This window comes from Corynebacterium sp., assembly GCF_052107835.1.
Taxonomy (GTDB): domain Bacteria; phylum Actinomycetota; class Actinomycetes; order Mycobacteriales; family Mycobacteriaceae; genus Corynebacterium.
The window spans coordinates 1-21,713 of record NZ_JBQEDF010000043.1; the positions used below are offsets into that span (position 1 = coordinate 1).

At 67.8% G+C, this 21,713-nt stretch carries 20 protein-coding genes; 9 read left to right on the forward strand and 11 right to left on the reverse strand.

Going from position 1 to position 21,713, the window contains the following annotated elements; genetic code table 11:
• Together ACTIL2_RS10860 and ACTIL2_RS10865 are read right to left on the reverse strand one after the other, a co-directional pair.
• On the reverse strand, window positions 1–453 hold a 453-nt coding region (locus ACTIL2_RS10860; protein WP_442337485.1), incomplete at its 3' end, for a transporter substrate-binding domain-containing protein.
• Window positions 454–465: 12 nt separating this feature from the next.
• Entirely contained in the window at window positions 466–1,194 is a 729-nt protein-coding gene (locus ACTIL2_RS10865) for an amino acid ABC transporter ATP-binding protein (RefSeq protein ID WP_442337508.1), read from the reverse strand.
• Window positions 1,195–1,367: 173 nt separating this feature from the next.
• On the opposite strand from ACTIL2_RS10865, the gene miaB reads away from it, so the two are divergent.
• Both miaB and ACTIL2_RS10875 read left to right on the forward strand, forming a co-directional pair.
• Window positions 1,368–2,945, forward strand: a complete 1,578-nt coding sequence (miaB, locus tag ACTIL2_RS10870; RefSeq protein ID WP_442337509.1) for a tRNA (N6-isopentenyl adenosine(37)-C2)-methylthiotransferase MiaB — start codon at window positions 1,368–1,370, stop codon at window positions 2,943–2,945.
• Complete coding sequence (locus tag ACTIL2_RS10875) at window positions 2,938–3,711, forward strand: Rv2732c family membrane protein (RefSeq protein ID WP_442337486.1); 774 nt, start codon at window positions 2,938–2,940, stop codon at window positions 3,709–3,711. Before miaB ends, ACTIL2_RS10875 begins: the two co-directional genes overlap by 8 nt.
• 16 nt (window positions 3,712–3,727) lie before the next feature.
• On the opposite strand, the gene ACTIL2_RS10880 is transcribed toward ACTIL2_RS10875, so the two are convergent.
• The gene (locus ACTIL2_RS10880) at window positions 3,728–5,014 is read right to left on the reverse strand and encodes a DUF349 domain-containing protein (protein ID WP_442337487.1); all 1,287 of its coding nucleotides are present in this window, start codon (window positions 5,012–5,014) and stop codon (window positions 3,728–3,730) included.
• A gap of 109 nt (window positions 5,015–5,123) precedes the next feature.
• Here ACTIL2_RS10880 and miaA point away from each other — a divergent pair, with 109 nt between their 5' ends.
• Together miaA and dapF are read left to right on the forward strand one after the other, a co-directional pair.
• On the forward strand, window positions 5,124–6,071 hold the full coding sequence (miaA, locus tag ACTIL2_RS10885; protein WP_442337488.1) for a tRNA (adenosine(37)-N6)-dimethylallyltransferase MiaA: 948 nt from the start codon (window positions 5,124–5,126) through the stop codon (window positions 6,069–6,071).
• Between the two features lie 10 nt (window positions 6,072–6,081).
• Window positions 6,082–6,993 carry a diaminopimelate epimerase gene (dapF, locus tag ACTIL2_RS10890; protein WP_442337489.1) on the forward strand — a complete coding sequence of 304 codons (912 nt, stop codon included), beginning with the start codon at window positions 6,082–6,084 and terminating at the stop codon, window positions 6,991–6,993.
• On the opposite strand, the gene ACTIL2_RS10895 is transcribed toward dapF, so the two are convergent.
• Both ACTIL2_RS10895 and ACTIL2_RS10900 read right to left on the reverse strand, forming a co-directional pair.
• A complete protein-coding gene (locus ACTIL2_RS10895) occupies window positions 6,987–7,529 on the reverse strand; it encodes a hypothetical protein (protein ID WP_442337490.1) in 543 nt (180 codons plus the stop codon). The two genes, dapF and ACTIL2_RS10895, sit on opposite strands and share 7 nt — an antisense overlap.
• Complete coding sequence (locus tag ACTIL2_RS10900) at window positions 7,522–8,319, reverse strand: hypothetical protein (RefSeq protein ID WP_442337491.1); 798 nt, start codon at window positions 8,317–8,319, stop codon at window positions 7,522–7,524. The genes ACTIL2_RS10895 and ACTIL2_RS10900 overlap by 8 nt, the downstream gene beginning before the upstream one ends.
• A 47-nt stretch (window positions 8,320–8,366) precedes the next feature.
• Here ACTIL2_RS10900 and hflX point away from each other — a divergent pair, with 47 nt between their 5' ends.
• Together hflX and ACTIL2_RS10910 are read left to right on the forward strand one after the other, a co-directional pair.
• A complete protein-coding gene (hflX, locus tag ACTIL2_RS10905; protein WP_442337492.1) occupies window positions 8,367–9,779 on the forward strand; it encodes a GTPase HflX in 1,413 nt (470 codons plus the stop codon).
• Window positions 9,780–9,789: 10 nt separating this feature from the next.
• Window positions 9,790–11,133, forward strand: a complete 1,344-nt coding sequence (locus ACTIL2_RS10910) for a uracil-xanthine permease family protein (protein WP_442337493.1) — start codon at window positions 9,790–9,792, stop codon at window positions 11,131–11,133.
• Between the two features lies 1 nt (window position 11,134).
• Here ACTIL2_RS10910 and ACTIL2_RS10915 read toward each other — a convergent pair whose 3' ends face one another.
• Together ACTIL2_RS10915 and ACTIL2_RS10920 are read right to left on the reverse strand one after the other, a co-directional pair.
• Window positions 11,135–11,404, reverse strand: coding sequence for an HPr family phosphocarrier protein (locus ACTIL2_RS10915; RefSeq protein WP_442337494.1), 270 nt, complete (start codon window positions 11,402–11,404; stop codon window positions 11,135–11,137).
• Between the two features lie 65 nt (window positions 11,405–11,469).
• Window positions 11,470–12,258, reverse strand: a complete 789-nt coding sequence (locus ACTIL2_RS10920) for a DeoR/GlpR family DNA-binding transcription regulator (RefSeq protein WP_442337495.1) — start codon at window positions 12,256–12,258, stop codon at window positions 11,470–11,472.
• 136 nt (window positions 12,259–12,394) lie between these two features.
• On the opposite strand from ACTIL2_RS10920, the gene ptsP reads away from it, so the two are divergent.
• Complete coding sequence (gene ptsP, locus ACTIL2_RS10925) at window positions 12,395–14,092, forward strand: phosphoenolpyruvate--protein phosphotransferase (RefSeq protein WP_442337496.1); 1,698 nt, start codon at window positions 12,395–12,397, stop codon at window positions 14,090–14,092.
• A gap of 50 nt (window positions 14,093–14,142) precedes the next feature.
• On the opposite strand, the gene lexA is transcribed toward ptsP, so the two are convergent.
• On the reverse strand, window positions 14,143–14,769 hold the full coding sequence (gene lexA, locus ACTIL2_RS10930) for a transcriptional repressor LexA (protein WP_442337510.1): 627 nt from the start codon (window positions 14,767–14,769) through the stop codon (window positions 14,143–14,145).
• A gap of 600 nt (window positions 14,770–15,369) precedes the next feature.
• Here lexA and ACTIL2_RS10935 point away from each other — a divergent pair.
• The gene (locus ACTIL2_RS10935) at window positions 15,370–15,717 is read left to right on the forward strand and encodes a hypothetical protein (RefSeq protein WP_442337497.1); all 348 of its coding nucleotides are present in this window, start codon (window positions 15,370–15,372) and stop codon (window positions 15,715–15,717) included.
• Between the two features lie 54 nt (window positions 15,718–15,771).
• Window positions 15,772–16,251: a transcriptional regulator NrdR gene (nrdR, locus tag ACTIL2_RS10940; RefSeq protein ID WP_442337498.1), complete on the forward strand. Its 480-nt coding sequence runs from the start codon at window positions 15,772–15,774 to the stop codon at window positions 16,249–16,251.
• Window positions 16,252–16,276: 25 nt separating this feature from the next.
• Here the strand turns inward: nrdR and hrpA are convergent, their stop codons facing one another.
• From hrpA to ACTIL2_RS10955, 3 genes are all read right to left on the reverse strand, one after another.
• The gene (gene hrpA, locus ACTIL2_RS10945; protein WP_442337499.1) at window positions 16,277–20,311 is read right to left on the reverse strand and encodes an ATP-dependent RNA helicase HrpA; all 4,035 of its coding nucleotides are present in this window, start codon (window positions 20,309–20,311) and stop codon (window positions 16,277–16,279) included.
• Between the two features lie 211 nt (window positions 20,312–20,522).
• Window positions 20,523–21,047, reverse strand: coding sequence for a carboxymuconolactone decarboxylase family protein (locus ACTIL2_RS10950; protein WP_442337500.1), 525 nt, complete (start codon window positions 21,045–21,047; stop codon window positions 20,523–20,525).
• A gap of 1 nt (window position 21,048) precedes the next feature.
• Window positions 21,049–21,645: a peroxiredoxin gene (locus ACTIL2_RS10955; RefSeq protein ID WP_442337501.1), complete on the reverse strand. Its 597-nt coding sequence runs from the start codon at window positions 21,643–21,645 to the stop codon at window positions 21,049–21,051.
• Window positions 21,646–21,713 lie beyond the last annotated feature (68 nt).

The following is a 21,713-nucleotide window of genomic DNA, read 5'->3' on the forward strand; positions in this document are numbered from 1 at the left end:
CTCGATCAGCAGTCCCTGGTGGGTGACCATGTAGGGGCCGGCGAAGTCGACGGCGTCGAGACGTCCGGCGTTGATCGAGTAACTGGCGGCGATCATGTTGACCTCGCCGTTGCTGATGAGCTGCTCACGCTGGGCGGACGGGGTTTCGCGCCATTCGATGTCCGGCATGTCCCAGCCGTTCTTCTCGGCGATGTAGGACACGACGAACTCCGAGACATCGACGTCCAGTCCCGTGAACTCCTTGTCCGGGGTGCGTTCGCCCAGGCCCGGCTGGTCGTACTTGGTGCCCAGGATCACGCTGCCGTTCTCGATGTCGCTGAGGAGCGAGCGGGGCTCGGTGCTGCCGCAGGACGCCAGGCTGATTGCCCCGGCGGCCACGACGACGGCAGCCGTCACGCGTTTCAGCAGGCCGGTTCGTCCACCGGCACGCGGTGTCTTTGTGTTGGTGCTCATGCCGATCACCTCCTAGTGGCCGTGGATCTTGGCCAGGAAGTCCTTGGCACGGTCCGAGGTGGGGTTGGTGAAGAACGTCTCCGGGTCGGAGTCCTCGACGATGGCACCGTCGGCCATGAACAGGATCCGGTCGGCGGCCTTCCGGGCGAAGCCCATCTCGTGGGTGACGACGACCATGGTCATGCCGCCGGCGGCGAGGTCCGCCATCACGTCGAGGACCTCGTTGATCATCTCCGGGTCCAGGGCGGAGGTCGGCTCGTCGAAGAGCATGACCTTGGGCTCCATGGCCAGCGCGCGGGCGATGGCCACGCGCTGCTGCTGTCCGCCGGAGAGCTGGGCGGGGTACTTGTCGGCCTGCACGGCGATGCCGACCCGGTCGAGAAGTCGGTCGGCGGCCTTGTCGGCGTCGGCCTTCGAGGACCTACGGACCTTCATCGGGGCCAGCGTGATGTTGTCCCGGATGGTCTTGTGGCTGAAGAGGTTGAAGGACTGGAAGACCATTCCCACCTCGGACCGGAGGCGGGCGAGGTCCTTGCCTTCCTCGGGGAGGAGCTCACCGTCGATGCTGATGTCGCCGGTGTCGATGGTCTCCAGGCGGTTGATGGTGCGGCAGAGCGTGGATTTACCGGAACCGGAGGGCCCGAGTACCACGACGACCTGGCCGGAGGGGATCTGGAGGTTGATGTCCGTCAGGGCCTGGAAGTCCCCGAAGTACTTGTTCACCCCGTTCAACTCGATCATGTTGTTGGCATTCTCTGGAACTGTCATAGGCAAAGTCTAGTGTTAGATCCTCCGCAATGGGGTCACCGGAGTGGACCGGATCACGTTACGATTGTGTGAAAACAGTGATTCGGCAGGTGGGGGGCCCTCGACTACACTCGGGGATCGTGGTTGAAACCCGAGACACTGCAGAACTGACCCGGCCTGACCGCCGTACCGGCCCCCGTACCTACGAGGTGCGTACCTTCGGCTGCCAGATGAACGTCCACGACTCCGAGCGACTCTCGGGGCTGCTGGAGGACTCCGGCTACGTGCCGAAGGACTCCGACGGTGTGGACGGATCCGTCCCCGACGTCGTCGTCTTCAACACATGCGCGGTCCGGGAGAACGCCGACAACCGTCTCTACGGCACCCTCGGCCAGCTCAAGCAGGTCAAGGACGCGCATCCCGGCATGCAGATCGCCGTCGGCGGCTGCATGGCGCAGAAGGACAAGGACGCCGTGGTCGACCGTGCGCCCTGGGTGGACGTGGTCTTCGGTACGCACAACATGGGATCGTTGCCGACCCTGCTCTCGCGCAGCGCCCACAACCGCCGCGCCGAGGTGGAGATCCTGGACTCCCTCGAGCAGTTCCCGTCCGTCCTGCCGGCGAAGCGGGAGTCCGCCTACGCCGGCTGGGTCAGTGTCTCGGTGGGCTGCAACAACACCTGCACGTTCTGCATCGTGCCGTCCCTGCGGGGCGCGGAGCAGGACCGTCGGCCCGGTGACGTCCTCGCGGAGGTGACGGCGCTCGTCGATCAGGGGGTGAGTGAGGTGACCCTGCTCGGCCAGAACGTGAACGCCTACGGGGTGAACTTCTCCGACCCCTCGCTGGATCGCGACCGCAGCGCCTTCTCGAAGCTGCTGCGGGCCTGCGGCGAGATCGGGGGGCTGGAGCGCCTCCGGTTCACCAGCCCGCATCCCGCCGAGTTCACCGACGACGTCATCGACGCCATGGCGGAGACCCCGGCGGTGTGCCCCCAGCTGCACATGCCGCTGCAGTCCGGCTCGGACCGGGTCCTCAAGGCGATGCGCCGCTCCTACCGTTCGAGGAAGTTCCTGGGCATTCTCGAGACGGTCCGGACGCAGTTGCCGGACGCGGCGATCACCACGGACCTCATCGTCGGTTTCCCCGGTGAGACCGAGGAGGATTTCCAGGAGACCCTGCGGGTGGTCGAGGAGTCCCGCTTCGCCAGTGCCTACACTTTCCAGTACTCGCCGCGTCCGGGGACACCGGCGGCGTCGATGACGGAGCAGATACCCAAGGCCGTCGTCCAGGACCGTTACGAGCGGCTGACCGAGCTCCAGGAGCGCATCAGCGCCGAGGAGAATGCGAAGCAGGTGGGACGCCGGGTGGAGCTCCTCGTCCAGGACGGGGGAGGACGCAAGAACGCGGCGACGAAGCGGATGTCCGGCCGGGCCCGCGACGGACGGCTCGTCCACTTCGCACCCGGGGACACCGCGGTGCGTCCCGGTGATGTCGTGGAGGTCACGGTGACCGGATCCGCGCCGCACTTCATGCTCGCGGACTCCGGGGTCCACCTGCACCGGCGCACGCGTGCCGGTGACATGTCCGAGGCCGGTTCCGTGCCGACCACCGGGCCCGCGGGTGGTTCCGGGGTCGGCCTGGGGCTGCCCGGCATCGGTCGGCCGGCGGGGACGGACGCCCGGATTGGCCAGACGGAGCAGACAGGGGCATGCTGTACGACGAATGGAGGTTGCGGTTGTGAGTAAGGCTGCGGGAAAGAACGTCGCCAGGACATCCTCTGCTGAGGTCGCCGAGGTGAACCGTCGACGGGCCGAGGCGATTGACCGGCACGTCGAGGAACTGCAGGACGCGGCCGGGGGAGACCTGGCGAAAGCGGAGAAGTCCGCCTCCGGCACGATCGTGCTCGGCACGTCCCTGCCGGTCCTGGTGTGCGGTGCGCTCCTGGTGCTGGTGGCACTGTTCATGCCGCACTCCGGCCAGGTCCACGGATACGACGTCCTGCTGTACACCGACCGGGCGCAGGAGTTCATCACGACGCTGCCGGAGCGGGTCTACATATGGTTGGCCCTGGTCGGCGGCGTGCTGCTGACCTTCGGCACGGTCTTCTCCCGCTCATCCCTGGTGGCCTGGGTCAACTGGGGACTCGCCGGCATCGGCTGGTTCTACTCCGTGCTCGCGATCGGGATGAGGCAGTCCCGCCCGCCGACGGAGCCGGGCGACGGCCCGAGTTTCGGACTGGTGATGGGGTTCATCGGGATGCTGGTGGTCTTCGTGACGCTGTGCACCCGACTGCTGCGCCGCGGGGCGGTGCAGAAGGCGATCGCGTCCCGCCGGCGCGACGAAGCCGACCTGGACGAGAAGACCCGTTCGGAGCAGCTCGTGCTGCGTACCGGGCTCCCCGCGATCGAGAACGCGGACATCGTCGACGACCGCCGGGATAAGGCGCGCGCCCGCCGGGAGGCCCGGAAGAAGGGCCCTGAGTCAGACAGCGATCCGGGCACGGCAGAGTGATACCCGGGGCGGTCTTCTAGCCCTGGGCTGCCTCGGCGGCGGTCTCGGCCCACTGCGCCCACTGCTCGGCCTGCTCCCGCAACTCGGCGGCCTTCTTCTGCCTGCCTGAATCCTCTGCGTCCTGGGCAGCCGTCCTGAGCTGGTCGACCTTCGCCCGGAACTGGGCGACCCGGGCCTCGGCCTCGGGGTCGGTGCGGCGCCACTGCTCCTCGGCGAAGTCGCTCACGCGACTCTCGAGAGCCCCGATCTTCTCGTCGAACTCCCTGACCCTCGCGCGGGGGACGAAACCGAGTTCGTCCCACTTCCCCTGGAGTTCCCGCAGCAGCTCCCGGGCGCGGTCCAGGTCCGTGGCAGGATCGATGCGTCCGTCGTACTCGTCCAGCAGTTTCTGCTTCGCCTCGGCATTGACCTCGAACTCCGCGTCCCTTCGCCGGTTGTCCTCGTCCCTGGCGCCGAAGAAGTGGTCCTGTGCGGCGCGGAACCTGGCCCACAACCGGTCGTCCTCGGCACGGTGGGCGCGGCCGGCGCCCTTCCACTCAGCCATCAGGTCACGGTACGCGCGGGCGGTCTCGTTCCAGTCCGTGGAATCCTGGATCGCCTCGGCGCGGGAGATGATGTCCTCCTTGTGGCGCTTGACCGCCCCGCGCTGCTTGTCCAGGTCGGCGAAATGGGATCCCCGACGGCGGTTGAACTCCTCGCGTGCGGTGCGGATGCGCTTCCACAGGGCGTCGTTGGTGGCCCGGTCGCCGCCCCCGATGGTCTTCCACTCGTCGACGATCGCCCGCAGGCGGTCGCCGTCCGCCTTCCAGTCGCTCCCGGACTCGGCGATCCGCTCGGCGTCCGCAACCAGTTCCCCACGGCGGTCCATGCCCCGGGCCTCGACGTCGCCGGTGCGGTCCAGGATTCCTGACAGGCGCCGGTGCAGGGCATCGATGTCCCCGAGCACCCCTGCAGAGTCCAGGCCGTCGCGCAGACGGACGGCGTCACCACGGATGCGTCCCACCTCCTCCGGGTGGGAGTCCAGGCGGGCTGCCAGCAGTTCGACCTCGGTGGCCAGGTCAGTGTAGCGGCGTCCGAAGTGCACGAGGCCCTCCTCGGGCGTGCCGGCCTTCCACTCGCCGATCCGGCGTTCGGTCCCCGGACCCCCGGGTGTGGCGAGCCAGACCGTGCCGTCCTCATCGATCCGGCCGTACTCCGCGACCACGGAGGGGTCGCTGTAGTCGGGGGTCTGGGCGGCGGGGGCGTGCACTGGACGGGACACGGCGGGTGATCCCGGACGTGGCCCCGGCTTCGGTACATTCATCGGTGGTCCTCACGGTCAGTAGTTTCCTCTGACTGACATTATGGCAGACCTGCACGTCCGTGGTGCCCGGGGACGTGGCCCAGTCACCCGCCCGGTAGTATCGGGCGGTATGAGCGAGCCCCGTCCTCCCCGCCCCGTCGCAGTGGTCGGGCCGACCGGCTCCGGGAAGTCGGAGACCGCCCTGGCGCTGGCGGAGGCCTTCGACGGCGAGGTCGTCAACATCGACTCCATGCAGCTCTACGCCGGGATGGACATCGGGACGGCGAAGCTGCCGGTCGAGCAGCGCCGCGGGATCATCCACCACCAGTTCGACGTCCTGGACGTCACGGACGCCGCCTCCGTCGCGGCCTACCGCGACTCCGCCGTCACCGACGTGGAGGGCATCCGGGGGCGCGGACGCACCCCGGTGATCGTCGGCGGGTCGATGATGTACCTCCAGGCCCTGCTGGACGAGTGGGACCTCCCACCGACGGACCCTGCGGTGCGTGCGCGGTGGGAGGCTGAACTGGCCCGCGTCGGCGTGGAGGACCTCCACGGTGTCCTCGCCGGGAAGGACCCGGACGCCGCCCGGGTGATCCAGCCCCGTGACCACCGCCGGACGGTCCGTGCTCTGGAGGTCATCGAGCTGACGGGGAAGCCCTTCGCCGCGTCGCAGCCCCCGAAGGACCGTCCGACCCGGTGGGGGACACAGATCATCGGTCTGGCGGCGGACGCCGGGTGGCTCACCCCGCGCCTCGAACTGCGGGTGGCGCGGATGTTCGCCGGTGGACTGGTCGACGAGGTGCGGTCTTTGGTGGGGAAGGGGCTGCGACGCGATTCCACGGCGGGGAAGGCCATCGGCTACGCACAGGTCCTGGACTACCTCGCCGGTGAGATCACCTACGACGAGGCGGTGGAGCGGACGGTGGCCGGCACCCGGCGGTACGCCCGGCGCCAGCGGGCCTGGTTCCGCCGTGACCCCAGGATCCGGTGGTTCGACGCCTCGGCCCCGGACGTGGCGTCGCAGGTGGTCGCCGCAGTCGGCGGTGCACGCACGTCGGACACGTCAGGGGACTAGGATCGTCCCCATGGCAGAAGTCGACTTCCTCAAAGGACACGGTACGGGCAATGATTTCGTGGTCGTCCCCGACCTCGATGCCTCGCTCGACCTCACCCCCGACCTGGTCCGCGCCCTCGCCGACCGGCACAGGGGGATCGGCGGGGACGGTGTGATCCGCATCGCGACCGCCGGTGTGCTGGTCGGGCGCGGCGTCCTGGACTCCCTGCCCGGGGGTGTGGACGCGGAGGACTGGTTCATGGACTACCGCAATGCCGACGGTTCCGTCGCGGAGATGTGCGGAAACGGTGTGCGCGTGTTCGCACACGCACTGCGTGCCCTCACCCTGACCGGCGAATCCACCATCGCCGTCGGTACGCGGGCAGGTCGGCGCGAGGTGGAGATCCACTCCGCCGACCGGACCGACGCCGACGTCAGTGTCGCGATGGGTGTGCCGCGGATGTTCGGCCGGTCCACCGCCACCCTGGAGGGGACGTCCTACGACGGCGTCGCCGTGGACATGGGCAACCCGCACCTGGCGTGCGTCGTCCCCGGCCTCTCGGAGGGGGACCTGGCGGGCCTGGACGTGACGCGGCGGCCCACCTGGGACGAAGGTGTGTTCCCCGACGGCGTGAACCTGGAACTGGTCACCCCGCTGGACGACGGCACCGTGCACATGCGGGTGCACGAACGGGGTGTGGGGGAGACGTTGTCCTGTGGGACGGGGACGGTCGCGGCCGCCGTCGCGGCCCTGGAGGCCGCCGGTGACCCGGCGTTCGGGACGGTGCGGGTGGTGATTCCCGGCGGAGCGGTCGAGGTCACCGTCGATGGCGTCGACAGTGTCGAGGGTGCGTCCGGCTCCGGCCGGGAGGCCGTTCTGCGGGGCCCGTCCCGGCTGGTCTACTCGAGCAGGGTCGGCACCGAGGAGATCCTCGGTCAGTGACGGCGTGACACCGCCGCATCGCGGCGGGCACGCTCCCACATGCGGTGCAGCCCGACGGCGCGCTGGTCCGTCTCGTGCAGCAGCTCGGTCAGCGAGGAGACGTCGTTGAGCGACTCCGCGTGGTCCGGCAGGTGCCGGAGGAAGCGGTCGCAGGCGTCCGCGGCCTCATGGAACCGTGCCACGCTGGGAATCCGCGAACGGGGGTTGAGCAGGCTGGGACGGTGCATGTCACGGTCCCTGACGTACTCGGGCGAGGAGGAGTGGCGGAAGTCGTGCCACTCATCGAGCACCGTGGCGATGTCCGCCGCGGAGAGGGAGACCGAGCGCCGCAGTGACTCGACCTCACGGCTCGAGTCCCGGCGGAGCACAACGAACACGACGACGAGGATCAGCCCGACGGAGAGAAGTACGCCCACCGTCCCCAGTGCCCGTGCCAGGAGGACGGACACGACCAGCACCAGGACAAGGCCGGTGAGGATCAGCAACGCACCCGTGGACAGGGGACTCCGGGAACCCCGCGTCGACGCGCTAGCCACAGGATCCTCCGCAGCCTCCTGACCCGCATCCGCATCCGCCCGTCGAACAGGATGCGGGATCGACCGATGTGGCGGTGAACTGTACGTCACCGGCGATGATGGTGCCCGGAACGATCTCCGTGGCACCGGTGGAGCCAATGCCGTCGTCACTGTCGGGGACGACGATGCTGAAGTCGAAGGGGGCGCTGACGGTGCAGACCCAGAATGCCTGCCCCGTCAGCGCCGTCATCCGACGTTCGGCGTGCACGACCTCGACGGCGACGGTCGCGCCCGCGTGGGGGGCGACCGCCCCGGAGTTCAGGTCGGACAGCCCGGTGGACTCCACCGACCCGACCCGGAGGATCCCGGCACGGGCGGCGTCGTCCCGGGTCTGGTACACGCCGACATCGGCGGCCAGAGCGGCGATCTGCACGGGCTGGTACTCCAGCGCGCCCTCCTCGGAGAGCATCGGCCCCTGGGCGACGGTGGCGGTCACCGATGCGATCACGGGCGCTCCCTCGGCGCGGACCTGCAGCAGCGGGGAGTCGGCGACGATGTCGAGGACCCCCACGATGTCGTCGGCCATGGACAGGTGTGCACTGGTGTCGACCCCTCCGCTGAAGCTGGCGAAGGACCCGTACGGGGGTACCGCGAGGATCACCAGGCGGGCTCCGCTGGGGTCGTCGTACTGCAGCACCTGACCGTCACGCACCTCCCCGGTCACCCGCAGCGCCCCCGAGCCGTAGGCCGCTTCCAGGGCGTCCTGCCAGCGTGTGAAGTTCAGACCGACACTCCTGAGTTCCGGAATCATGGATGCGATCCTACTCTCTGGGACACGACGTGGAAAGATGGAGGGTGATGACAGAACAAGATCTGACAACCGTCGGCGACATGGACCTGGAGCAGCGCTCGAGTCTCCGCCGACTCAACCGCGGGACCAACGTCCACTCCACCGAACAGGACGATGGGTACGACGTCGAGTACCGCAAACTCCGGCTGGAGAAAGTCGTGCTCGTCGGGGTCTGGACCTCGGGCACCCTCGGGCAGATCGAGGCGCGTCTCGACGAGCTCGCCGCGCTGGCGGAGACCGCCGGCTCGGAGGTCGCCGAGACCCTGTACCAACGACGGGACAAGCCGGACGCGGGAACCTACATCGGCTCCGGCAAGGTCGAGGAGCTCCGCCAGGTCGTGGTGGAGACCAACGCGGACACGGTGGTCGCCGACGGTGAGCTCAGTCCCGGCCAGATGATCGCGCTGGAGAAGGCGCTCGACGTCAAGGTGATCGACCGGACAATGCTGATCCTCGACATCTTCGCCCAGCACGCCAAGTCCAAGGAGGGCAAGGCGCAGGTCGCGCTCGCCCAGCTGGAGTACCTGATCACCCGTGTCCGCGGCTGGGGCGGTGCGCTGTCCCGGCAGGCCGGTGGACGGGCGGGGTCCAACGGTGGCGTGGGTCTGCGCGGTCCCGGTGAGACCAAGATCGAGGCCGACCGCCGGCGTCTGCGCAGCGAGATGGCCCGGCTGCGCCGGGAGATCCAGGGGATGAAGAAGTCCCGCGACACCAAGCGGCAGCGGCGCGATGCCTCGGCGATCGCCCAGGTCGCGATCGCGGGCTACACCAACGCAGGAAAGTCCTCGCTGCTCAACGCGTTGACGGGCGCCGGGGTGCTCGTGGAGGACGCGCTGTTCGCGACCCTGGATCCGACGACCAGGCGCGCCGAGCTGCGTGACGGCCGCACCGTGGTGTTCTCCGACACCGTCGGCTTCATCCGCTTCCTGCCCACCCAGTTGGTCGAGGCGTTCCGGTCCACCCTGGAGGAGGTGATGGCCGCGGACGTCGTCCTGCACGTGGTCGACGGTTCCGACCCCTTCCCGATGGAGCAGATCCAGGCGGTGAACAAGGTCATCGGCGAGATCGCCGAGGAGACCGGCGAGGACGCGCCACCCGAGATCCTGGTGGTCAACAAGGTCGACGCCGCCGATCCACTGGTGCTCGCGGAGCTGCGCAGCAAGCTGGACGACGTGATCTTCGTCTCCGCGGCCACCGGTGAGGGCGTCGGCGAACTGGAGAGCCGGCTGGAGATCTTCCTGAACTCGCTGGACGACCACATCGTGGTGCAGGTGCCGTTCAGCCGCGGTGATGTCGTGGCCCGGCTGCACCAGTACGGGACCGTCCTGAGCGAGGACTACACCGAGGACGGGACGCGTATGGAGGTCAGGCTGCCCGGTGTCATCGCCGCCGAACTCGCCGCATTCCGCGTGGCGGAATAGGATCACCCGGATGACGGACAACACGGAGAACACGGGGGACACCCCGCACAACGGCCACCTCTTCGGCTGGCGGCTGCACGGGGACGGCAAAACTGTCAGCCCGGGTGCGGTTGTCGCCCCGGAGGAGCGGCTGACCTGGCCACGCACCATCGGCATCGGCATGCAGCATGTGATCGCCATGTTCGGCGCCACCCTGCTGGTTCCGGCGTTGACGGGGTTCCCGGTGAACACGACCCTGCTGTTCTCCGGTCTGGGCACGATCATCTTCCTGCTGGTGATTAGGAACCGGGTGCCGTCGTACCTGGGGAGCTCCTTCGCCTTCATCGCGCCGCTCACCGCGACCCAGGCGCAGGGGTTCGCCGCGCAGCTCGGCGGCGTCCTGGTCGCCGGTGTGGTGCTCATCGTGGTCGGCGTGGTCGTGAAGGCCGCGGGACGACGTGTACTTGACGCGGTCATGCCCCCGGCGGTCACTGGTGCGATCGTCGCCCTGATCGGTCTGAACCTCGCGCCCACGGCGACGGACAACTTCGCGGCCCAACCCCTGGTCGCTGCGGTGACGCTGTTCGCCGTGCTGCTCGTCACCGTCGCGGGACGCGGGATGGTGGGACGTCTGGGCATCCTCATCGGCGTCGTCATCGGATGGGTCTTCGCCGTGGTCACCGGCAATATCGGCGATGACGCGAGCGAGGTCATCGGTGAGGCGTCCTGGTTCGGTCTGCCCCGGTTCGACACCCCGGAGTTCCAGGCCAGCGCGATCCTGCTGACGCTTCCGGTGGTGGTGGTGCTGATCGCCGAGAACGTGGGCCACGTCAAGGCCGTGGCAGGGATGACCGGGAGGAACCTGGACGGTGAGGCGGGCCCGGCCCTGATCGGCGACGGAATAGCCACGACCCTCGCCGGCGGGTTCGGCGGATCGGGAACAACCACCTACGCGGAGAACATCGGCGTGATGGCCGCGACGAAGGTCTACTCCACCGCCGCCTACTGGGTGGCCGCGTTCACCGCGGTCCTGCTGGCCTTCGTCCCGAAGTTCGGTGCCGTGATCAACACGATCCCGGAAGGGGTCCTGGGCGGGGCGACGATGGTCCTCTACGGGATGATCGGGCTGCTGGGCATCCGGATCTGGCAGGACAACAAGGTCAATCTCACGAACCCGGTCAACCTCACCGCCGCGGCGGTCGCCCTGGTCGCCGGAATCGGCAACCTCACCCTCCATCTGGGGGACCTGGAACTGGAGGGGATCGCCTGGGGATCGGTCGGCATCATCGTGGGCTACCCGCTGCTGCGCTGGTTGTACGAGAACGTCGGCGAGGGCCGCGAGTTCTCGGTGCGCGACTACTACCTGCGGAACTGACTCATTCGTCGTCGAGGTTCCTGGTGATCAGGGCGGCGATCGCGTCGACGGCCTCGGCGTTGTCGGAGGTGACGGTGACCTCGTCACCGTGCTCGGCGCCCAGTGCCATGATCATCAGGGAGGACGAGGCGTCCGATGGATCCTCGTCGTCCTCGCCGGGGACGGAGAGCAGGATCTCGTCGTCGTAGTTGGCCGCGGCTTCCGCGATGATGGTGGCGGGGCGGGCGTGGAGCCCGACGGTCGATCCGACGGTGACGGTGGTGGAGGCCATGTTCTAGGTCCTTCGGTCTGTTGTTGATGGGTGGTTCAGGTACTGCCCTGACAGGATAACTGATGTCATGCACGCACGATGGTGACGTCCTCCGCGGCGAAGGCGTCCAGGTACTGGGCGGGGGCACCCTCGTCGGTGACCAGGACGTCGATCTCCGGGACGCTCGCGAAACTGACCAGGTAGTCACGTCCGAATTTGGTGGAGTCGCACATTGCGATGATGCGGTCCGCATTCGCGATCATCGCCCGTTTCATGGCGGCTTCCTCGGCGTCGGCGGTGGACAGGCCGTGGTCCATCGACAGCGCGTTGGTGCCGATGAAGGCGATGTCGGCGTGGTGGACACCGATCGTCCGCAGTGCGATGTCGCCGACGACGGCCTGGGTGATCGGCCGGATATGCCCGCCCAGCAACTGGACGTCGTGGAGGCCCGCGGCGGAGAGCCGGACCGCCAGGGGGAGGAAGTTCGTCAGGACGGTCAGGTTGCGGTACGGGTTGTTGTCCGGGTTCCCGGCCTCCGCGATGGCGTGGGCGAGCATTGCGGTGGTGGTGCCTGCGTCGAAGAACACCGTGCCGGAGGTGGGGAGCAGGTCCACGGCGGCCCTCCCGATCCTGATCTTGGCCTCGGTGGAGGTCGTGCTCCGCAGTTCGATGGGGGTCTCGCGGGTCTGGAAGGTGTTGGTGGGGACGGCACCGCCGTGGACCCGGTGCAGGGCACCGTCATTGTCGAGGACGGTGAGGTCACGACGGATGGTCTCCGGTGTGACGTCGAACCGCTCGGCGAGCTCGACGACGGTGACCCGGCCGTTGACTGCGGTCAATGAGGCTATCTGCCTCCGGCGCTCCTCTGAGTTCATGCACCACAGTCTAGGGTGTGCGGCGGTGGGGGTGGGGCGGATGAGGTGGAACCCCGGGGGTGGCGGTGATTGTTGGGGGTATTGTGGGTCGTGACTCAGCTGACCATTACCGACCGACTGTGGGAGATCTGACACCATGGCAGACACAGAGCAGAATGTGACCGTCCTGACCGGGAAATCCGTCGTTCCCGGCGCTGTTTTCGCGCCGGTGACGTGGGTGACCGAACGGCCCGAGCTCCCGGGCCCCGACGAGACGGTGCCGGAGGACCGCCGGGAGGCGGAGTTCGAGGCGTTCGGCGCTGCCGTGGACGCCGTCGCCGGACGCCTGTCCGACCGGGCCGGGACCGTGGAGGGGAACGCACGGCAGGTCCTGGAGGCGACGGTGGCGATCGCCAGGGACCGGGCATGGGCGAAGAAGGTGCGCAAGGCGGTCAATGCGGGGCAGACCAACCAGTACGCGGTGCGTCAGGCGACGGATGACTTCGTGGAGATGTTCCTCAAGGCCGGCGGTCTGATGGCGGAGCGTGTCACCGACCTGATGGATGTGCGCGACCGCGTCATCGCGGAACTCCGGGGTGATCCCGAGCCGGGGATCCCCGAGGTGGAGTCGCCGCACGTGCTGTTCGCCGATGATCTCGCCCCGGCGGATACGGCGACGCTCGATCCGGAGCTGATCGTCGCCGTGGTCACCGAGAAGGGCGGGGCGACCAGCCATACCGCGATCATTGCCCGCCAGCTCGACATTCCCTGCATTGTGGCGGTCGGTTCCGGTCTCGACTCCATCGTCGGCGGTACGGAGGTGCTTGTTGACGCGGCCGGTGGAACGATCGAGACCGGTGTCGCCAGGGAGGATGTCGAGCGGCGTGTCGCCGATGCTGCAGCACTGGCGGAGAAGGTCCGTGGCTGGAAGGGCCCGGCCGAGACGGCGGACGGTCACCGGGTGCAGTTGCTGGCGAATGTGCAGGATGGGGAGGCCGCGCGTCAGGCCGCTGACTCGGTGGCGGAGGGTATCGGCCTGTTCCGTACGGAGCTGAGTTTCCTGAGTGAGACCACGGAGCCCTCGGTCGAGGAGCAGGCGGAGCGGTACGCTGCGGTGCTCGGGGCTTTCCCGGACGGCAAGGTGGTTGTCCGTACCTTGGATGCGGGGTCGGACAAGCCCGTTCCGTTCGTGAACGCTGACGAGGAGGAGAATCCGGCACTGGGTGTGCGGGGACTGCGCATCGCCCGGAACAACCAGGAGTTGCTTGAACGCCAGTTGGACGGTGTTGCGCTGGCCCTGGAGAAGACGGGCCGTGATCAGTCGACGGTGCAGACGTGGGTGATGGCACCGATGGTTGCGACGGTCTATGAGGCCCAGTGGTTCGCCAAGCTGTGCCATGACAGGGGGTTGACCGCGGGGGCGATGATCGAGGTGCCGGCGGCGGCCCTGATGGCGGAGAAGATCATGCCGCACCTGGATTTCGTGTCGATCGGGACGAATGATCTGACGCAGTACACGATGGCGGCCGACCGGTTGTCGGCGTCGCTGGCGCACTTGACGGATCCGTGGCAGCCTGCGGTGCTCCATCTGGTCCACACGACGTGTCGTGCGGGTGCTGTGACGAAGACGGCGGTGGGTGTCTGTGGCGAGGCTGCGGCTGATCCGTTGCTCGCCTGTGTGCTCGCGGGCCTTGGTGTGACGTCGCTGTCGGCGGCGACCCCGGCCTTGGCGGCTGTAGGGGCCCAGCTCGGCGAGGTTGATTTCGCGACCTGCCGGGAAATGTCGGCGGCGGCCCTGGACGCCGACGGCGCCGAGGAGGCCCGGGCTGCCGCTGCGGCGGTCATCGGCCGCTGATCCGGGCACGGTCCCCGTTGCCCCTCCAGGGGAGGGGGAGGGTGGGCCGGTCAGATCTTGCGGAGCACAGCGACGACCCTGCCCAGGATGTCGGCGTTGTCTCCGGCGATGGGCTCGAAGAGGTCGTTGTGGGGGATCAGCCAGACGCCGGAGGAGTCCTGCTGGAACTCCTTGACGGTTGCTTCTCCGTCGATCATCGCGGCCACGAAGTCCCCGAGCTCGGCGACCTTCTGGGAGCGTACGACGACCCAGTCGCCGTTGAAGATTCCGGCGTCCTGCATTGACTCGCCGACGACCTGGAGCAGGAACAGTTCACCACTGCCGACCAGCTCCTGGGGAAGGGGGAAGTGGGCCTCGACATGCTCTTCGGCGAGGATGGGGGAGCCAGCGGCGATCTGGCCCACGACGGGGACGAAGGATGGGGCCGGCATGCCCTCCGGAGTTTCCGGCTGTGATGCGGCGGGCTTCGGCCCGGGGCGGGTGTCCGGCTCATCCTCGAAATCGCGGATGTCGACGGCGCGGGGCTTGTTGTCCTCACGTCGCAGGTAGCCCTTCCGCTCGAGCTCGCGGAGGTGGTAGGAGACCGAGGACGTCGAGTTGAGGCCGACTGCGTCGCAGATCTCCCGGATGCTCGGTGGGTAGCCCCGGAAGCGGGTTGCGTCCTTGATCACGTCCATGATCCGGCGCTGACGGTCGGACAGCTTCTCGCGCCCCTTCGCGTCGGTGGGGACGGCCGGTGCGGTGCGGCTCCGGCGCTTCCCCGGTACGTCCTGCTTCTCCTGTGGCCCCCGCGCCACGGCGTCGACGGGGGACTGCTGCTTCTCTGGCATTGCGACCCACTCCTGCTCTCGTTGTCCCGACCCGGTGTTTCGGTCGTTAGCACGACCATACAGCAACAGGCGGACATATTTCATCACCATGTTCGAAAAACCCGGGATAACTGTGGACAGCATCGAACACCCGTGCTAGGTTATCGAACAGAACCACAACATCGAACATATGGGCGATGATCGAGTGCGTCGGTGAAGGCCGTGTCCGGACCCAGTGATCTGATGGGGTTCAGCAGAGGCCGGATGTCCGGTGAAGATTCCGAGAAAGAGGTCGTCATGACTACAGTAGCGTCCCCCCGTTCCCGTACCATCACGCGTCAGCCGCTCCACGTCCGCCCCGACTGGGCCGACACCACACTGGAGCCACGATCGAACACGTGGGGCAGTGGATCGGTCCGGGTTCCCGCCAGCGCCGACCGGGCAAGGCGTTCCCGTATAGCGAAGTCCGTGGAACGCCCGTTCGATGCAGCGCCGATCTGGACGAGGATTATGCGGCGCGCCTCGCTGGTGATCGGTTCACCGGGGGCCACGCTGGTGGCGCTGGGAATGATCGCCGTCATGCTGGGCGTGTCCCCGGCGGTCGGTGGCGGCACCGAGCAGACCCCGACGCCCGCCGGCACCACCGTTGTCACGGTCGGAGGGGACCAGAGTCTCTCCGACATCGCACGCCAGCACGTTCCGGATGTGCCGGTCGGTGATGCGGTGGCCAGGATCGCCTCGCTGAACGATGTGTCAGACTTCGGGTCCGAGGGGGACGCGGCCACCAGCCACGAGGTTGTTCTGCCGGTGTACTGACGGGATACGATGACAGGGTCGTAATAATCGTCCTGAAGTCGGAGGGAGCCCGTCGTGCTCTGCCCAGCCTGTCGTTCCGAGGAGTCCCGGGTCGTTGACTCCCGGACCGTTGAAGCGGGCGCGGCCATTCGCCGGCGCCGTGAGTGCAGCTCCTGCGGAACCCGTTTCACCACACTGGAGCGCTCTGTTCTTCTCGTCACCAAGCGAAACGGCGTGACCGAGGAGTTCCGGCGGGAGAAGGTGATCCGCGGAGTGGGGCGGGCCTGCCAAGGACTCGATGTCTCCGCGGACGCGCTGAAACTGCTCGCGCACGACGTCGAGCAGTCGATCCGGGCGAACCACGGCTCCCAGGTCGCCGCGGACGATATCGGCCTGGCGATCCTGGAACCGCTGCGGAAACTCAACGAGGTGGCCTACCTCCGCTTCGCATCGGTCTACAAGTCCTTCCGCTCCGCCGATGACTTCGACCGGGAGATCAGGCTGCTGCAGGAGCAGGCCGAGGACGCTGCGGGAGAGGGCAGCGACCCCGAGTAGTCCGCTGACTCCTGCCCTCGCGCTGTCACCGGATCTTGTCCAGTGCCTTCCTGACCCTCGTCGCGCTCGCCGGGCGGGACGTGCCCAGGTGCTGCGCGAAGAGCGAGACCCGCAGCTCCTCAATGAGCCACTCGACATCCTTGAGCTGGGGGGACGCGGCACGTGCCGATGGAAGACGTTTCCTTGTCTGCTCGACCTCCTCCAGGGAGCCGCGTACCACCGAGTCGAGTTCGGCCTCGCGGTCGGGATCGGATTCCATCAACTCCAGGCGCGCCTGCATCGCCGCCACGTACCGCGGCACGTGCCGGAGATTGGCGACGCCGTTCGCCGCGACCCGGTGCGGGCCGAGGTAGAACTCCAGCTGCTTCTTCATGTCCGCGATTCCCTCGCCGCTCCAGGACTCCAGTTCCGAGGTCATGTCGGAGACCGACAGCACCGAGGGAGCGACCGCAACCAGGATCTGGCGGACCAGTCCGGGACCATTGTCCCTGGCGGCCGCCACCGCGTCCGTGCACCGGTCGGGATCCCGGATGACCGGACCGTACCGGCCCAGCAGATCACGGCACGCCAGCACGCGGCAGTCCTCGACGAGGGCCTCGGCCCCACCGTGCGGGTACGTGTCCACGGCCACACGCTGACGCAACGGAAGACCCTTGACCATCTGTTTCGTCGACACCGTGCATGCCTTCAGCATCATCGACAGCACCGTGGTGAACTGCTGGCCCGCCGCCGCCTGGGGGGTCGGGAAGGCTGTGAGAGCCACGCCCGCCCCTGCCTCGTCCTCGCCGGTGACCACGAGGGCGGGATAGGCCGAGGTGGGCTGTCCGTCGACGACGGTCTCCACCGACTCGGGAATGGTCCCGATACTCTCCGAGGTCCAGGTATCGGCCCTGGCCAGAATGCCGGCGGAGCCTGGCAAACCCGAGGGTTCGCGGGTGCGGCGTCCACCTTGGCGTCCCTCCCCACTCTTCGCCGGGGCTGCGCCGTGCCGCTGTGTTCCGGTGGACCGGGCCGTGGCCGCCGCGATGGACTGGGTGATCTCGCCGGCGAGGTCCCGCTGGAGAGCCTGCAGGTCCTTGGACGTGGACACATTCTCGCCCCGGCGGTCGACGGCGGCGTATGTCATGCGGAGATGGTCGGGGACACGTCCCCAGTCGAAATCGTCCGCGCCAATCCCGGTACCACCGAGGGACCGGAGCGCATCCGCGAGCGCCCGGTCCACCGGACCGTCGTACGGGGTCATCCGGGCGAGAGCGGCACGGGCGAACTCGCCTGCGGGAACGACGGAGGTCCGAAGCGCCTTGGGCAGCGAGCGGATCAGTGCCACACACAGGTCCTCGCGGAGACCCGAGACCAGCCACCTGGTGTCGGTGTCATCGACACTGGCCAGCATGGGGAGCGGGATCCTCATCGTGATGCCGTCGGCGGGGTCTCCGGGGCTGAACACGTACTCCAGGTCGAACTCCACCGCGCCCTGGCGCCATGTGTCGGGGAACTCGCGGGCCTCCGCCGCGCCGCCGTCCGAACCGATCAGGGCATCGGCGGAGAAGTTGAGCTGGTCGGGGTCGGTCCGTCTGGCCTTCTTCCACCAGGAATCGAAGTGCCGCGCGGAGACCACCGACTCCGGGATCCTGGCGTCGTAGAAGTCGTAGAGGGTGTCATCGTCGACGACGATGTCGCGGCGCCTCGCCTTGTCCTCCAGGTGGGACGCCTCCTCCAGCATTTCCTGGTTGGCCCTGAAGAACCGGTGGTTCGTGTGCCAGTCACCCTCGACCAGGGCATGCCTGATGAACATCTCGCGGGCAGTCTCCGGGTCGGTTCTCGACAGATTCACACGCCGGTCGGCGATCACCGGGAGTCCCAGCATCATCGCCTTCTCGTGGGCCATCGCCGCACCGCGCTTGCTGGACCAGTGCGGTTCCGCGTAGGAGTACCGCATCATGTGCGGTGCGACTTCCTCGATCCACTCGGGCACCAGCGGGGCGACGGTGCGGGCGAACACCTGGGATGTCTCCACCAGTTCCGCGGCCATAACCCACTGGGGCGGCTTGCGGGAGAGGTGGGAGGAGGGGTGGACGACGAAGGTGCTGTTCCGGGTGCCTGTGAACTGCCGTGAGTTCCCCTGGCGCATCCCCACATTGGTCAGCAGACCGGAGAGCAGTGCCTTGTGCACGTTCACTTCGTCGGGGGCGGGCTGCTTCTCAGTTCCCAGGTCGAAGTGGAAGTCCCGGAAGTGCCGGATGTTGGGGATGCTCCAGCGAAGGTCCTGGATCACCGTGAGCAGTTGCCTGACCAGGTCCATCCACTCGAGAACACGGACGTAATGGATGAACTCGGAACGGCAGAGCTGGCGGAACTTGTTGCCGGACAGATCACGACGGGAATCCTGCAGGTAGTTCCACAGCTTCAGTACCGAGATGAAGTCGGAGTCCGCCTTGAACCGGGCGTGCAGTTGGTCGGCCCGCGCCTGGTGCTCCAGCGGGCGTTCGCGGACGTCCTGGATGCTCAGCGAACTCACGATCACCGTCACCTGCTCCAGCACGTTGCGTTCGTGCGCGGCGGAGAGCATCCGAGCCAGGCGTGGGTCAGTCGGGATGCGGGCCATGTCACGGCCGATGTCCGTGAGCATCTGGCCGTCGTCGAGCGCCCCGAGTTCCCGGAGCAGCTGCACACCGTCGCGGACGGACTTGGAGTCCGGCGGCTGCAGAAACGGGAAGTCCTCGATGCTCCCGAGTCCGAGTGCGGTCATCGACAGGATCACGCTGGCCAGGTGGGTACGCAGGATCTCCGGGTCGGTGAATTCGGGCCGGGCCTCGTAGTTCTCCTCGGAGTACAGGCGCACGGCGATGCCGTCGGACGTGCGCCCGCAGCGTCCGGACCGCTGCCGGGCGGACGCCTGGCTGATCTCCTCGACCGGCAGCCGCTGGACCTTGGTCCTGTGCGAGTAGCGGGATATCCGTGCGTAGCCGGAATCGATGACGTACTTGATGCCCGGGACGGTCAGCGAGGTCTCGGCGATGTTCGTCGCCAGGATGATCCGGCGCCGGGCGCCGGGGGAGAAGACGCGGTGCTGCTCGGCGGCGGACAGCCGTCCGAACAGCGGCAGGACGTCCACCCCGCGCCACTTCTGGTCGTTGAGCGCGTCGGCGGCGTCGCGGATCTCGCGCTCACCGGAGAAGAAGCAGAGGATGTCCCCGGGGCCTTCGTTGATGAGCTCGCGGGCGGCGTCGAGCAGACCGTCGAGTGGGTTGGTCTCGATCTCCCGGGGCTTGCCGCCGTTGTCGTCGATGCGGGTCAGCGGCCGGTACCGCACCTCGACGGGGTAGGTCCGCCCCGACACCTCGACGACGGGGGCCGGGTTGCCGTCGGCGTCGGCGAAGTGCCGGGCGAAGGACTCCGGGTCGATCGTCGCCGAGGTGATGATCACCTTGAGGTCGGGGCGCCGTGGCAGGAGTTCGCGCAGGTAACCGAGCAGGAAGTCGATGTTCAGGCTGCGTTCGTGGGCCTCGTCAACGATGATTGTGTCGTAGCCCCTGAGGAGACGGTCACGCTGGATCTCAGCGAGCAGGATTCCGTCCGTCATCAGCTTCACGGCGGTGGAGTCACTGACATGGTCGTCGAAGCGGATCTTGTAGCCCACACGGCCGCCGGGCTCGGCGACCTTCTCACCGAGCTCGTCAGCGATACGGTCGGCCACGCTGCGGGCGGCGATGCGCCGGGGCTGAGTGTGACCGATGCGGCCACGCGCGCCCCGCCCGAGCTGGAGGCACATCTTCGGCAGCTGCGTGGTCTTGCCCGAGCCCGTCTCCCCGGCGACGATCACGACCTGGTTGTCGCGGATCGCCTCCATGATCTCGTCGCGCCGCTCGGAGACGGGGAGTGAGGGCGGGAAGGACAGGTTACGGTCCAGGTTCGTGCGCGCGGGACGCCTGGCGTGGTCACGGTTGCGACCTTTACCACGCCCCCGACGGCGGTTGCGGCCATTGCCCTGCCCCTGTCCTGAGGCGGGTTGACCACTGGTCCTACCACTGTGACGTGCATTGTTGTCCTCGGAAACCACCCCGCGAGTCTACCACCCCGCCGGGCCTCCAGACTGACCCTGCCCACGGCGACGGGTGCCGGGGGACTTTCGCACCGCAGGCGCGGCAACATCGGCGCCGATCTGGGGATATGCAAGAAACCCCCATCCCCGGGGTGCGAAAGTCGGGGATGGGGGCCATTGACGGTGGCCTCTGACGGCGGGCCGTGGAGCGCCCGACGTGGAACCGTGTTTAGCGGGCGTCCTCGATCTCGATCGCCTGGGCAACGCCCTGGACGGTCGCCGCGATCTTGACGGACTCGAAGACCTGCTCCTTGGTGAGGCCCTCCTCGCGGACGGTCTTCTCGTGGGCGATGGTGCAGTGCTCACAGCCGTTGATGGTGGAGACGGCCAGGGAGAAGAGCTCGAAGTCGACCTTCTCGATCCCCGGCTTGCCGATGACGTTCATCCGCAGCCCCATCTTGACCTGGGCGTAGTCATCCCCCAGCCATCCGCGGGCACGGTAGGCGACGTTGTTCATCGCCATGATGGAGGCGGCGGCGAGAGCGGCGTTGTAGGCCTCGTCGGAGAGGTGGTTACCCGCCTCGTCCGAGATCTCCGACAGCACCTGGTCATTGCGGGTGGCGGCTGCGGCGGCCACGAAGGTGCCCCACAGCTGCTGCTCGGACAGCTCGGTGGACCGGGCCAGCGAGCTGAGGTTCAGCTTGAGGTCCTTGGCGTACTCGGGCAGTCCGGACTTCAGGTTGTCGATCGACATACTAGTTCAGGGCCCCCTGTACAACGTCCATCTTGTTGATGTTCTTGGTCGGGTCGTTGGCCTGCCAGTTGCAGGCGCACACCTCCTCCGACTGCAGGGCGTCGAGGACGCGGAGGACCTCGTCGACGTTGCGGCCGACGGCGTCAGGGGTGACGGAGACGAACTGGACGACGTTGTCCGGGTCCACGATGTAGGTGGCACGGTCCGCGACGCCGGCGGCGTTCTCCACGCCCAGGGCGCGGATCAGGTCGTGGCGCACGTCAGCGAACATCGGGAAGGGGACGTCCTTGAGCTCCGGGTGGGTTGCGCGCCAGTTGAAGTGGGCGAACTCGTTGTCGGTGGAGCCACCGAGGATCTGCGTGTCGCGGTCCTGGAACTCCTCGTCGAGCTTGCCGAATGCGGCGATCTCGGTGGGGCAGACGAAGGTGAAGTCCTTGGGGTAGAAGAAGACGACCTTCCACTTGCCCTCGTACTTGTCGAGGGTGACGTCCTCGAAGTAGTCCTCCGGCTGCTGGGCGTTGGCCTCGTGCAGGTCGCCGCCCTTCAGGGCGGTGAGGTTGAACTCGGGGAACTGGTCACCGACGGTGAGAATGGACACTGTGTATGCCTCCTAGTAAGTGCTTCTTGATCCATAGACGATTATGCCATGGACCCACCGATAGTGCA

Excerpts from the sequence above, each read along its gene's own strand:
- ACTIL2_RS10865 (WP_442337508.1), bottom strand. The coding sequence starts at position 1,194 with ATGATCGAGTTGAACGGGGTGAACAAGTACTTCGGGGACTTCCAGGCC.
- ACTIL2_RS10880 (WP_442337487.1), bottom strand. The coding sequence starts at position 5,014 with ATGAATGTACCGAAGCCGGGGCCACGTCCGGGATCACCCGCCGTGTCC.
- miaA (WP_442337488.1), top strand. The coding sequence starts at position 5,124 with ATGAGCGAGCCCCGTCCTCCCCGCCCCGTCGCAGTGGTCGGGCCGACC.
- dapF (WP_442337489.1), top strand. The coding sequence starts at position 6,082 with ATGGCAGAAGTCGACTTCCTCAAAGGACACGGTACGGGCAATGATTTC.
- ACTIL2_RS10900 (WP_442337491.1), bottom strand. The coding sequence starts at position 8,319 with ATGATTCCGGAACTCAGGAGTGTCGGTCTGAACTTCACACGCTGGCAG.
- hflX (WP_442337492.1), top strand. The coding sequence starts at position 8,367 with ATGACAGAACAAGATCTGACAACCGTCGGCGACATGGACCTGGAGCAG.
- ACTIL2_RS10910 (WP_442337493.1), top strand. The coding sequence starts at position 9,790 with ATGACGGACAACACGGAGAACACGGGGGACACCCCGCACAACGGCCAC.
- ACTIL2_RS10915 (WP_442337494.1), bottom strand. The coding sequence starts at position 11,404 with ATGGCCTCCACCACCGTCACCGTCGGATCGACCGTCGGGCTCCACGCC.
- ACTIL2_RS10920 (WP_442337495.1), bottom strand. The coding sequence starts at position 12,258 with ATGAACTCAGAGGAGCGCCGGAGGCAGATAGCCTCATTGACCGCAGTC.
- ptsP (WP_442337496.1), top strand. The coding sequence starts at position 12,395 with ATGGCAGACACAGAGCAGAATGTGACCGTCCTGACCGGGAAATCCGTC.
- lexA (WP_442337510.1), bottom strand. The coding sequence starts at position 14,769 with ATGGACGTGATCAAGGACGCAACCCGCTTCCGGGGCTACCCACCGAGC.
- ACTIL2_RS10950 (WP_442337500.1), bottom strand. The coding sequence starts at position 21,047 with ATGTCGATCGACAACCTGAAGTCCGGACTGCCCGAGTACGCCAAGGAC.